The following is an 11,957-nucleotide window of genomic DNA, read 5'->3' as shown; positions in this document are numbered from 1 at the left end:
GGTGATACGTTGAAACGGTTACTGGCCGCTGTTGGAATTATGCTGGTATTGGGCGTCGTTGGCGTCGCAGGCAGCTATTTTTATTGGCAAAGCCGATTAGAAGCTCCTCTTGCTTTAGAAGCCCCTGTTTTATATCAGGTGCCTGCTGGAGCAGGCTTTAATCAGGTGGTTGCGCAGTTGGAGGCGCAAGGAATTCTTGAGGATGCCTGGGCTTTTCAAGTATTGGCTCGGGTTCAGCCCGAACGTATTCCCCGTCTTCGTGTGGGCGAATATGAGTTAACGCCTGGCATGAACGGGCTGGAAATGCTGGCGCTGTTAGGCAGTAACCGCGTGGTGACGTATCCGTTGACGCTTCCAGAAGGACGCTCATTTAGTCAGCTACGCGACCTACTCAATAACGCACCCAAGCTGGAACATCGCACGGCGGAGTTGAGCGATGAAGAAATAATGACCTTGCTGGATAGAGAAGGCACCTTTCCAGAAGGCTGGTTTTTCCCCGATACGTACCGCTACCACCTGGGTATGAGTGACGTCGATATTTTGCGCCAAGCGTTGGTGCGGATGGAAAACATTTTAGAAGAGGTATGGGCCGCACGCTCGGATGACCTGACTATTGAGACGCCTTATGAGGCGCTTATTATGGCATCGCTGATTGAGCGTGAAACAGGCGCGCCTGAAGAACGGCGTGAGATCGCCGGTGTCTTTAAGCGCCGGACGGAGCAGGGCATGCGCCTACAAACTGATCCGACCGTGATTTACGGTATGGGCGACCGGTATCAAGGGCGCATTACCTATGCCGATCTGCGTGAAGCCACGCCTTACAATACCTATGTGATTGATGGCATGCCGCCCACGCCGATTGCCATGCCGGGGCGAGCGTCGCTTGAAGCAGCGGTTGATCCTCTGCCAGGCGAGACGCTCTATTTTGTATCCAAGGGGGACGGTACACACCACTTTTCACGTACGCTGCGTGAGCACAATAATGCAGTTAATCGCTATATTCGCAACCGCTGACCCAAAGTGACGGTTTTTCATGAAGTTAATCTCAACGATGCACGCGTTGATTAAGGGATGGCAATGACCAAGCGGGGACGCTTTATTACGCTTGAAGGCGGTGAGGGCGTAGGTAAATCCACCAATATGGCTTTTGTGGTCGCAGCGCTGGAAGCGCAAGGTCTTGACGTGGTGAGCACCCGCGAACCGGGGGGGACGCCGCGCGCCGAGGCGATCCGCGCGCTACTGCTGGACCCTGCTCCCCAGGAGCCATTGCACGCCGATGCTGAGCTGTTACTCATGTTTGCCGCGCGAGCGCAGCATCTGGCCGAAAAAATAGTGCCTGCATTGGAGCGCGGTGCATGGGTGGTATGCGACCGTTTTACTGACGCGACCTTTGCCTACCAGGGCGGCGGGCGCGGTATGTCGGTTGAGCGCATTGCCCAGCTTGAAGCCTTTGTGCAGAAGGGGCTAACGCCAGATCTGACGTTACTGCTTGATATGCCGTTAACGGCGGCGCAGTCGCGCCTGGAGTCACGGCTTAACAGTCAAAATGAGCAGCGTGACCGCTTTGAGCAAGAGCGGGGCGAGTTCTTTCAAGCTGTCCGTGACGCCTACCTGGAGCGTGCCAGTGCTGAGCCTAAGCGCTTTGCGCTCATTAATGCCCATCAGTCGCTGGTTAGCGTACAAGCCGATATTCAGGATGTGCTCGCCGAACGGATAGCGCTATGGCGTTAAGTGGTCTACTGCCTTGGCATGAGGCCACATGGCAGCAGTTGGTGCGGCTGTCAGATGAGGGGCGTATGCCCCATGCCATTTTGTTAAGTGGCGCTCACGGTGTGGGTAAGCAGCAGCTGGCAGAGGCGCTAATTGCCCGCACGTTGTGCGCAAGCCCGAATGTGCTGGCATGCGGCCAGTGTCATAGCTGTTCCATGCTGGCGTCGGGTTATCATCCGGACCTGTTGCGGGTTTCGCCGGAAGAAGGCAAGCGCCAAATACGTATTGACCCTATTCGCGAGGTTAATCGGTTTGTCTCACAGACCGCCCAACAGGGCGGTTATCGTGTGATTGTTCTTTCACCGGCCGAGAGCATGAACATCGCCGCGGCCAATGCGTTGCTTAAAAGCCTGGAAGAGCCTGGCGCTAAAACGCTGTTTATTCTGCTTTCTGATGTGCCATCTCGCATGTTGGCGACTATTCGTTCCCGGTGCCAGCAGTGGTCGTTTCCCAGTGTGCCTTTTACTGCGTGTCGCAGTTGGTTAATCGAACAGTTGGGCGGTGAGGAAGAGGCGTATTTTTGGTGGCGGGTGTCGGGTGGTTTGCCGCTTTTGGCGGCTGAATTAGCTTCGCCTGAAGAGCGGGCATTACGCCACCAGATTCATGACTGCTTTGAGCAATTGGTGCGAGGCGCTGAGCCGGTATCGGAGGCCGCACGGCTGGACCGCCAAGCGATTGACGCTATCTTGTGGTACGGTATCGCATGGCTTGAAGACTTAATTCGCTTGGGTATTTCAGGTGAAGCAAGCGTACTGCACAATCCCGATTTAGAACCCCTTTACCGCCAAGCGGTCAAAAATGGCCGTGCGCAGGATTGGTTTCGTTTGCTGGATTACGCCCGAGAACAGCGGCGCCTGTTAGCGGTTGGAGCCAATCCAAACCCGCAACTGGTGCTTGAAGCATGGCTAGTGCGTTGGGCAGCGCTGCTGCGCTCATAGCGTTATTGCGTTGGCTATGGATTTCAACCATCACCTTCTAGTCATGTCGTTACGATGGTGGTCATGGATTTACCGGCGAGCGAGGTTGATATGAGTATTCAAAAAGCCCTTGCCCTCACCGTGCCTGATGCGTCTACGCTATTTTCAGCTTATATGCCGTTTTTGGAGCGTGGAGGTCTATTTGTACCGACTAAAACGCCCTATGCGCTGGGTGATCAGGTCACTTTATTGCTCACGTTGCCAGGTGAGTGTGAGCGCCTGACGGTTTTGGGTGATGTCGTATGGGTATCGCCTGACGAGATAAGTAGTCAGCGCGTTGCGGGAATTGGCGTTCACTTTAGCTTTAAGGATAGCGCTCTGCGCGAGCACATCGAAATGCTGCTGGAAGCTGATGATCATACGGCTCCTTCATTGACGCTTTAGCGTTATCCCGCCTTTTTATTTCTCTTTTTGGTTGATGAGACGTTCATGTTTGTTGATTCGCACTGTCATTTGGATCGTTTGTCGGAGCACACGCATGGTGGTGATATCGCCGCCACGCTAAACGCGGCTAGAGCTGCAAACGTTAGCCAGTTTTTGGCTATTTCAGTGAGCCTTGAGGATATGCCAGGGCTCGCTGCGATTGCTCGTGAGCATAGCGACGTCGCTATTTCTGCGGGCCTTCATCCGCTGCATACGCCTGTGCAAGAGCCAGTGGCGAGTGATATTCAAGAAGCCGCAGAGCAGTACGGCGCCATTGCCATTGGTGAAACCGGGCTAGATTATCACTATCGGGAAAGCGTGCCGGTTGCGGTGCAGTATGAGCGCTTTAAGCAGCACTTGATCGCTGCCCGCGAGCTTGAGTTGCCCGTTATCGTGCATACCCGGGAAGCCAAGGAAGACACGCTTGCCTTGTTGCGAGAATATAGCGATCCACGCGTCGGTGGTGTGCTCCACTGCTTTACGGAAGACTTGGACATGGCGCGTGAAGCGGTGCGGCTTGGCTTCTATATTTCGTTGTCCGGTATTATTACCTTTAATAACGCGGCGTCGCTGCGTGAATTGGCCCGCCAACTGCCGCTGGATCGTCTGCTTATTGAAACCGATAGTCCTTACTTGGCCCCTGTGCCTTACCGTGGCAAACCCAACGAACCTGCGTGGGTTGTTGAGGTGGCAGAGTGCATCGCCAAGGCGCGGGGCATCAGCGTCGATGAAGTGGCCATGCAAACGACGGCCAACTTCTTTCAGCTGTTTAAAGCAGCCGTGCCCGATGCGCCTGCGCATGTTAAACAAGCCCTGGCGCAGTCTGGGCTCGTGTCTTCACGTTAAGCGGTATTAGCGCAAGGCGGATGCAATGAATATTGATCGACTCCTGCAGCAGCGTCAAAGTGGGGCCACTATTCCGCCTGTGGATCAGTGGCGGCCAGCGCTGTCTGGCGATATCAATATTGTGATTCAAGCAGACGGCACCTGGTTACACGAAGGGCAGCCGTTTGCCCGCCTTGATGTTGCGCGTTTGCTATCCTCGCTGTTGCGCCACGACCCGGAAGGCTACTGCCTGGTGACGCCTGTTGAGCGCTGGTGTCTCCAGGTGGACGATTTGCCTTTTGTGGCTGTTGAGGCCGACTTTCATGAGGATGCCTGGTGGTTTACGACCCAGTTTGAAGATGTCGTGCGCCTTGACGCGACACACCCTCTAGCGTTCAGCGAGACTCAAGGTGGCGAGATGCTGCCGGAAATTGCTGTCCGGTATGGGTTATCCGCCCGATTACATCGCCATGTGTTTTATCAACTGGTTGATGCAGCAAGTATGAAAACACTGGCTAATGGCCAGTGTGAAGTCGGTGTGTGGAGTGCCGGTGAGTGGTTTCCACTCGGCTGTGTGGATGCTGAGGACGCCGCTGGCGGCGATAATGGCGCACCGAGTGAGGCTTTGTGAAGTTAACCGCAGAACAACACGCTGTTGTCCATCATGAAAACGGCCATGCCAGAGTAGCGGCAGTCGCCGGTGCGGGTAAAACCACCACCATGGCAGCCCGAGTGCTGCATCTGCTGGCCGGTGGGGTTGCGCCCAAGCGGATGCTGATATTGATGTTTAACCGCTCAGCACGGGATGATTTTCATCAACGCTTGGTAAGCATGGCCCCCTACGGGCAGGCGCTGCCTGCGGTGCGTACTTTTCACTCGCTGGGGCATCGATTAACCCAAAGTCTGTGCCGTTGGGGAGTGCTCGCACCACGCCGATTGCTGTCGGCTGACTGGCAGTTGGAGCGCTTGCTTCGCCAGGCCAGTTTACATGTGCTGCGTGAAAGCGTTGAGCGGCGCGATGCGGCCATTGAGGGCGAGCGCCTGGAGGCGCTGGCGCATTTTTGTAATCTGGTCAAAGCAGAAATGGCCGAACCTCAAGCACTTTATGAGCGGCTTAACTACGAGCCGGACACTGATTACTTCCCCAGCGCGTTTAACGAAGCAGAGCGAATGCTCGCGGATGAAGGTCTTATGACCTACGCCGATTTGCTGTATCGGCCGCTCCAGGCGCTGGAAGCTGACGCTACGCTACGCCAGCGCGTGGAAGGCTTTTTGGACCACGTCATTATTGATGAGTATCAGGATATCAACGCGGCGCAGCAACGCCTCCTTGCGGTATTGGCGGGTAGCACGGCGGCGGTTATGGCGGTAGGGGATGCTAATCAGTGCATTTACGAGTGGCGTGGTGCGCGGCCGGACACCATGCTGGAGGATTTTACCGCGACCTTCGGGCAGCCCACCGATTACCCACTATCAACGACGTTTCGCCATGGGCATGCGCTGGCGTTAACCGCGAATCATGCGATTGTTGCCAATCAACGACGTCCCGATCAGCTCTGTTTAGCGGCGGCAAATAATCCGCATACGCGGGTATCGGTCGGGCAGGGAAGTGCTGTCCTGCTGGATACCTTGATGGATTGGAGTGCGCAGGGGCGCGCTTTTCACCAGGTCAGCCTGTTAGTGCGCAGTTGGGCACTTTCCGTACCGTTCCAGCTGGCGTTATTGCAGGCCGGCATCCCCTTTCGTTTACTGCGTGAAGATCGTTTTGTTTTTCGCTTACCGTTGGTGCAGGCGTTAGTGGGTTACTTAAAGCTATCTCGCCGTCCTGAGCTTCTCCACGACCCAGAACACTTGCTGTTACTGCTCTCTCAGCCAACGCCTTTTGTCGCACGGGAACGGCTACAGCGCTTGGCCTACCAGTTGGCCACTACGCAAGAGTGGCCAGAACGGCATGACCCCGTGCTTACTGAGCTAAAGCCGCTTCAACGGCGTACGTTAAAAAAACGCTGGGCGTTATTGTGTGAGCTTCCCCGGCTACGTGCATGGCCATCCGCTAAATTACTTAGCCATGTGGTGGAAAGCATCGACGCTGAAAAAACGCTAAAGCGTGCCGCAGCCCGGCGGGATAAAGGCGAGGAGGACGTCCGCCTTTTGGATGTGCTGATCGAACAGGCTCAAGGCGTGCCTAATCCGGACGCCTTTATAGCGTTATTAGAGCGTCCGGTTGAAAACCAGGCCGAGGGTGTCCTGATTTCAACCGTGCATGGTGCCAAAGGGTTGGAGTGGCCGCTTGTGGTAGTCGCCGGCGTCAATGAGGAAGACTTCCCGCATTATAGCCGGGATACGCCGCTGAGCGATGAGCGCCTTGAAGAAGAACGCCGACTCTTTTATGTCGCGATTACTCGCGCAGAAGAGCAGCTTCTGGTTATGCACGATGGTGGCTCGCATCGCCCAAGTCGCTTTATTGCTGAAAGCGCATGGCAAGACAGCATGCAGGTTGCCGAGTGCCTGGCGAAGAGCGAGCCCACAAGCGCTGTGTTACAGGCGGCTTCGCCAGCGATTGTACGGCGCTATCTTGAGCGGTTAGGGCGTGACGATATTACGTTAACGGCGCCCGAGGTGAAGGAGCCCCAGGCCGCTTATGCGCCAGGGGAGCACTTTTACCCCGGACAGCGGCTGCATCACGCCGTTTTTGGTGAGGGAGAGGTTGCCTCGGTAGAAGGTAATCCCTCTGACCCGGTCATTGATGTGCGTTTTGTTCAAGCAGGCAGGCGACGTTTAATTGCTCGCCGTGCACCCATTGAGCGATTAGAGCCACCTGTGCAATCCGCCTAACGGTTAGGCGGTGCAAGTGGCTCTGTTTGGCGCCTGCTGTTTACAGCTTACATATTGGGATAGTTGGGCCCGCCGCCGCCTTCAGGCGCTACCCAGGTAATATTCTGGGCCGGGTCCTTAATGTCACAGGTTTTGCAGTGCACGCAGTTCTGGAAGTTGATCTGAAAGCGTGGCTGCCCAGCATCATCCTCTACCACTTCATACACGCCTGCAGGGCAGTAACGCTGGGCCGGCTCGGCATACTTGGGTAAGTTGTGCTTAATCGGAATGTCAGGATCGTCCAGGTGCAGGTGGCACGGCTGGTCCTCTTCGTGATTGGTGTTGGAGAGAAACACCGAAGACGACTTATCAAACGAGAGCTTTCCGTCCGGCTTGGGATAGTTGATTTTTTCAAACTCAGCCGCCGGTTTTAGAGCGCCGTAATCAGTGGTCGTGTCGTGAACATTGGGCAGCTTGTTGCCCAGCAACTGATTAACAAAGTTGTAAGCGCCGCCACCCACGGTGCCGTACTTATGCATGGCGGGTCCAAAGCTTGCGCTCTCTTTAAGCTCTTCGTAAGCCCAGCTGGCCTCCCACTTTTGGGTAAAGCTAGCCAGTTCTTGCGCGCCTTCATCACCTGCTTTTAGGGCTTCAAAAACGCTTTCAGCGGCCACCAGACCTGACTTCATGGCGGTATGCAGGCCTTTGATTTTGGAGAAATTAAGGGTTCCTGCATCACAGCCAATCAGTAGGCCGCCTGCAAACGTCATTTTAGGCAGGCAGTTAAAGCCCCCTTTGGTGAGCGCCCGGGCGCCGTAAGCCACACGCTTACCGCCTTCCAGATATTGGCTAAGCGCTGGGTGGTGCTTCATGCGCTGAAATTCATCAAACGGCGAAAGCCAAGGGTTCTGATAGGAAAGATCCATAATCAGGCCAACCACTACCTGCTGGTTTTCAGCGTGATACAGGAACCAGCCCCCAGAGGTATCTTTATCCAGCGGCCAGCCAGAACCGTGAACCACGAGCCCGGGTTCATGCTTGTCAGCGGGAACGTCCCAGAGCTCTTTTAGGCCAATGCCGTAGTGTTGCGGGTCGCGTCCAGCATCAAGGGAAAAATGCTTGATTAAGCGTTTGCCTAAATGACCACGCGCACCTTCAGCAAACAGGGTGTATTTGGCACGCAGCTCCATACCCGGCATATAGCCATCTTTCGGCGTGCCGTCAGCGGCGACGCCCATGTCACCTATCAAAATGCCGCGTACGGCATCCTCTTCAATAATGACGTCCTGGGCGGCGAAGCCGGGGAAAATTTCAACACCCAGCGCTTCAGCTTGCTCGGCAAGCCAGCGGCACAGATTACCAGCACTGATCACGTAGCGCGTTTGATCACCGCCGGTATTGTGCATGCTTTTGGGGACCAACGAATTGGGCAACTTCTGTGCCTTTTGGGCATCTTTGAGCAGGTAAACATCATCGCGAATGGCGGGAGTGTTCAAAGGGGCACCACGCTCTTGCCAGTCGGGAAAGAGCTCATTGAGCGCCCGTGGCTCAAACACCGCGCCAGATAAAATGTGTGCACCGACTTCAGAGCCTTTTTCCACCACGCAGACGGTCAGCTCTTGTTCGGCTTCATTTGCTTGCTGCATCAGGCGGCAGGCAGCGGCAAGCCCAGAAGGACCCGCGCCTACAATCACTACATCAAAGTCCATGACGTCGCGTTCAACATTTTCCACCTGGTCTCTCCTTATTCTCATAAGTGCAGTGCCTTATAAAAACACGGCCTTAATATAAAACGGTCGTTTGCTTCTGGTTATGCTCCATGATAGGCATAATACCGTGGTCAGGTCACGCCTACGATGCTAAAAGCGCGTTTCATGCTCAGTGGCCCAAACGTAGCCCTGTTTGGCGATTGTTCGACTATAGCGGTAGCGAATGGGTATTGTTGCCATTGGGCAGGCTGTGGCAAATTAACAAGGTTTTGTAACTGCGTGCCTATCAAACGCTTGCATGAATCTCTTCGGCATCGTCATCGCGTATGGCGAGGCTGACTCTTTTATAAGCGGTGTCCGCTGGGCGGGTGCCGACTTTGGTTAACGGCTTTTGCCACCAGCCAAGCGAGGAACCTATGAAAGTACTCGTCGCGGTTAAACGCGTCATCGACTATAACGTCAAAATCCGCGTCAAAGCAGATCACTCTGACGTTGATCTTACCAATGTCAAAATGGCCATGAATCCCTTCTGCGAAATTGCGGTGGAAGAGGCGGTACGCCTAAAAGAGAAGGGCGTTGCTACTGAAGTAGTGGCCGTCACCGTTGGCCCCAAAGCCGCCCAGGAACAGCTGCGTACCGCGCTGGCGCTGGGTGCTGACCGCGCTATTCACATCGAAACCGACGAGCGAGTTGAGTCGCTAGCAGTTGCCAAGTTGCTGGCCAAGGTGGTTGACGAAGAGCAGCCCGGCTTGGTCATCCTGGGTAAGCAGGCGATCGACACCGACAATAACCAGACGGGCCAGATGCTGGCTGCCTTAACCAACTTGCCGCAAGGCACGTTCGCCTCAGAAGTGGCCATTGATGGTGATACGGTTAACGTTACCCGTGAAATCGATGGCGGCTTGCAGACTGTTGCGCTGACGCTGCCTGCCATTGTGACAACCGATTTGCGCTTGAACGAGCCACGCTACGCCAAGCTGCCGGATATCATGAAGGCTAAAAAGAAACCGATGGACGTCAAAACCCCTGCCGATTACGGCATTGAGGTGGCATCCAGGGTAAGCCTTTTGAAAGTCGAGTCCCCGGCAGAACGTAAAGGCGGTATTAAGGTTGCGTCGGTGGATGAATTGATCGATAAACTAAAAAACGAAGCCAAAGTTCTTTAAGAAAAGTTCTTTGAGATAAGTTCTTCAAGATAAGTGCTTTGAAAGGAGCTGATCTAATGAGCATTTTGGTACTTGCCGATATCAATGACGGCCAACTCGCCAGCGCCACCGCTCACGTGGTAGCTGCCGCCAAAGCCATCGGTGGCGATATTGACGTTCTGGTGGCTGGAGAGGGCGTCCAGGCTGCCGCTGAAGCAGCCGCCAAGCTTGATGGCGTCAGCAAGGTGCGGGTTGCAGATAACGCTGTTTACGCTTACCAACTGGCTGAGCCCATGGGCGCGCTGCTGGTGGAGTTAGCCAGTGGTTACACCCATGTGCTGGCGAGCGCCTCCACAACCGGTAAAAATGTGTTGCCGCGTTTGGCTGCCCTAAAAGATGTTAGCCAGCTTTCCGACGTCATTGGCATTGAGAGCGCTGACACCTTCCTGCGTCCCATTTATGCGGGGAACGCCATCGCCACCGTGAAAAGTGATGATGCGCTGAAAGTAATTACCGTACGCTCCAGCGCGTTTGATGCCGTTGCCAGCAGCGGCAGCGCTACGCTAGAAGCGGTCGATGTGGTGGTTGAAAATACCCAGTCAAGCTTTGTTAAAGAAGAACTTGCACAGTCCGACCGACCCGAGCTGGGTGGCGCCAAAGTGGTTATTTCAGGCGGCCGCGGCATGGGCAATGGCGAGAACTTCAAGCTGCTGGACGGTATCGCCGACAAGCTGGGGGCGGCCGTAGGCGCCTCACGGGCAGCGGTAGATGCAGGCTTTGTTCCTAACGACATGCAGGTCGGGCAAACCGGCAAGATCGTGGCACCTGATCTCTATATTGCCGTAGGTATTTCGGGCGCCATTCAGCATTTGGCGGGCATGAAAGACTCCAAGGTCATTGTCGCGATTAATAAAGACGATGAAGCACCGATCTTTCAAGTAGCGGACTATGGTCTGGTAGGCGATTTGTTCGAGATTCTGCCTGAACTTGAGAGCAAGCTGTAAGGCGTTTCTGGATTGACTTGGTTTACCCAAGCCGGCTTATTAAAAGCCGGCTTTTTTAGGAGAGTAAATTAGATAAACTGCCCGTAGTTGGCTAAAGTACGGGCAATGTGAGAAAGTGCCGCCAAAGCGGTTGAAAAAGGTGTGGGCTGACCACACCTATCATGATGAACGCAACGCAAGCCACTCAAGGAGATGATAATATGGCACATACACTTCCCGAACTGCCGTACGCTTATGACGCACTCGAGCCGCATATTGATGCGATGACCATGGAAATTCACCACTCGCGTCACCACCAAACGTACGTCAATAACCTCAACGCTGCACTTGAGGGCACAGGTCTTGAGGACGTTGCGATTGAAGAGCTCGTCTCAAACCTGGACCGTGTGCCGGAAGCCAAGCGCCAAGCGGTTATTAACAACGGCGGCGGCCATGCCAACCACTCCATGTTCTGGCAAATGATGTCGCCGAACGGTGGTGGTCAACCTCAGGGCGATGTTGCCAATGCTATTGATAGCGAACTAGGCGGCCTGGACTCCTTCAAGGAAGAGTTCAAAAAGGCAGCCGTAGGTCGTTTTGGTAGCGGCTGGGCATGGCTCTCCGTGACTCCCGCGAAAAAGCTGGTTGTTGAAAATACGCTGAACCAGGATAACCCGTTGATGCACGGCAACACGCCGCTGCTCGTCCTGGATGTATGGGAGCACGCCTACTACCTGAAGTATCAGAACAAGCGTCCTGACTACGTTGCTGCGTTCTTCGACGTCGTTAACTGGGAAGACGTAGAGCGTCGCTATCAGGCTGCTATCGCTTAATTTAGCGCTATGTCGGGCAGGATGCCAGCCGTTGGCGCCTGCACAATGCCGCCCCCTCTGTGGGGCGGTTTTTTTGTTTCAGGCCGTAGGCTGGGCATGAGCTGTCAATAACCTGTGGATGAAAAAATACTATATATGCTTGAATTGATTTTCCCATGGTCTATATATAGTATGTGTGATGTCTTCAGAGGGGGGGAGGTACTAGATATGCTCTGCCCGAAAAATACCGCTATGAAAAGGGGAAAATGACCATGGCAATCCAGATTTATAGCAAGCCTGCTTGTGTTCAGTGTACTGCTACCTACCGTGCTCTGGATAAACAGGGTCTAGCGTATACCGTTATCGATATCACCGCTGAGTCAGGTGCCCAGCAAGAAGTAGAAGCCCTTGGCTACCGCCAGCTTCCAGTGGTCGTTGCTGGTGATGATCACTGGTCGGGTTTCCGCCCGGACCGTATCCAAGCGTTGGCGTAAAATTG

The 11,957-nt window shown here is 54.7% G+C and carries 12 protein-coding genes; 11 read left to right on the top strand and 1 reads right to left on the bottom strand.

Features of this window, described 5'->3' with window-relative positions:
• Positions 1–9 precede the first annotated feature (9 nt).
• The 7 genes from mltG to ACT3R4_RS00425 all read left to right on the top strand — a co-directional run bounded on the left by mltG (position 10) and on the right by ACT3R4_RS00425 (position 6,830).
• Positions 10–1,014: an endolytic transglycosylase MltG gene (gene mltG, locus ACT3R4_RS00455; protein WP_441677067.1), complete on the top strand. Its 1,005-nt coding sequence runs from the start codon at positions 10–12 to the stop codon at positions 1,012–1,014.
• 63 nt (positions 1,015–1,077) lie between these two features.
• A complete protein-coding gene (gene tmk, locus ACT3R4_RS00450; protein ID WP_441677068.1) occupies positions 1,078–1,731 on the top strand; it encodes a dTMP kinase in 654 nt (217 codons plus the stop codon).
• Positions 1,722–2,708 carry a DNA polymerase III subunit delta' gene (locus ACT3R4_RS00445; protein WP_193053762.1) on the top strand — a complete coding sequence of 329 codons (987 nt, stop codon included), beginning with the start codon at positions 1,722–1,724 and terminating at the stop codon, positions 2,706–2,708. The genes tmk and ACT3R4_RS00445 overlap by 10 nt, the downstream gene beginning before the upstream one ends.
• Before the next feature lie 90 nt (positions 2,709–2,798).
• Positions 2,799–3,131 carry a PilZ domain-containing protein gene (locus ACT3R4_RS00440; protein ID WP_193053761.1) on the top strand — a complete coding sequence of 111 codons (333 nt, stop codon included), beginning with the start codon at positions 2,799–2,801 and terminating at the stop codon, positions 3,129–3,131.
• A gap of 45 nt (positions 3,132–3,176) precedes the next feature.
• Positions 3,177–4,016, top strand: coding sequence for a TatD family hydrolase (locus ACT3R4_RS00435; protein WP_441677069.1), 840 nt, complete (start codon positions 3,177–3,179; stop codon positions 4,014–4,016).
• A 25-nt stretch (positions 4,017–4,041) separates the two neighbouring features.
• Positions 4,042–4,626, top strand: a complete 585-nt coding sequence (locus tag ACT3R4_RS00430) for a DUF1285 domain-containing protein (protein ID WP_441677070.1) — start codon at positions 4,042–4,044, stop codon at positions 4,624–4,626.
• Positions 4,623–6,830, top strand: coding sequence for an ATP-dependent helicase (locus ACT3R4_RS00425; protein WP_441677071.1), 2,208 nt, complete (start codon positions 4,623–4,625; stop codon positions 6,828–6,830). Before ACT3R4_RS00430 ends, ACT3R4_RS00425 begins: the two co-directional genes overlap by 4 nt.
• Before the next feature lie 47 nt (positions 6,831–6,877).
• On the opposite strand, the gene ACT3R4_RS00420 is transcribed toward ACT3R4_RS00425, so the two are convergent.
• Positions 6,878–8,542, bottom strand: a complete 1,665-nt coding sequence (locus tag ACT3R4_RS00420; protein ID WP_192526375.1) for an electron transfer flavoprotein-ubiquinone oxidoreductase — start codon at positions 8,540–8,542, stop codon at positions 6,878–6,880.
• A gap of 392 nt (positions 8,543–8,934) precedes the next feature.
• Between ACT3R4_RS00420 and ACT3R4_RS00415 the strand changes: the two genes are divergently transcribed.
• The 4 genes from ACT3R4_RS00415 to nrdH all read left to right on the top strand — a co-directional run bounded on the left by ACT3R4_RS00415 (position 8,935) and on the right by nrdH (position 11,952).
• Complete coding sequence (locus ACT3R4_RS00415) at positions 8,935–9,684, top strand: electron transfer flavoprotein subunit beta/FixA family protein (protein WP_192526376.1); 750 nt, start codon at positions 8,935–8,937, stop codon at positions 9,682–9,684.
• 56 nt (positions 9,685–9,740) lie between these two features.
• Positions 9,741–10,667, top strand: a complete 927-nt coding sequence (locus ACT3R4_RS00410; protein ID WP_172116385.1) for an electron transfer flavoprotein subunit alpha/FixB family protein — start codon at positions 9,741–9,743, stop codon at positions 10,665–10,667.
• A 200-nt stretch (positions 10,668–10,867) separates the two neighbouring features.
• A complete protein-coding gene (locus ACT3R4_RS00405) occupies positions 10,868–11,479 on the top strand; it encodes a superoxide dismutase (protein ID WP_441677072.1) in 612 nt (203 codons plus the stop codon).
• A 251-nt stretch (positions 11,480–11,730) separates the two neighbouring features.
• Entirely contained in the window at positions 11,731–11,952 is a 222-nt protein-coding gene (nrdH, locus tag ACT3R4_RS00400; protein WP_087109257.1) for a glutaredoxin-like protein NrdH, read from the top strand.
• Positions 11,953–11,957: the final 5 nt, after the last annotated feature.

Source organism: Halomonas sp. AOP7-E1-9 (assembly GCF_052376035.1).
Lineage (GTDB): Bacteria > Pseudomonadota > Gammaproteobacteria > Pseudomonadales > Halomonadaceae > Vreelandella > Vreelandella citrativorans.
Note: the sequence above shows the minus strand (reverse complement) of the source record. Positions and strands in the feature narration are given on the sequence as shown.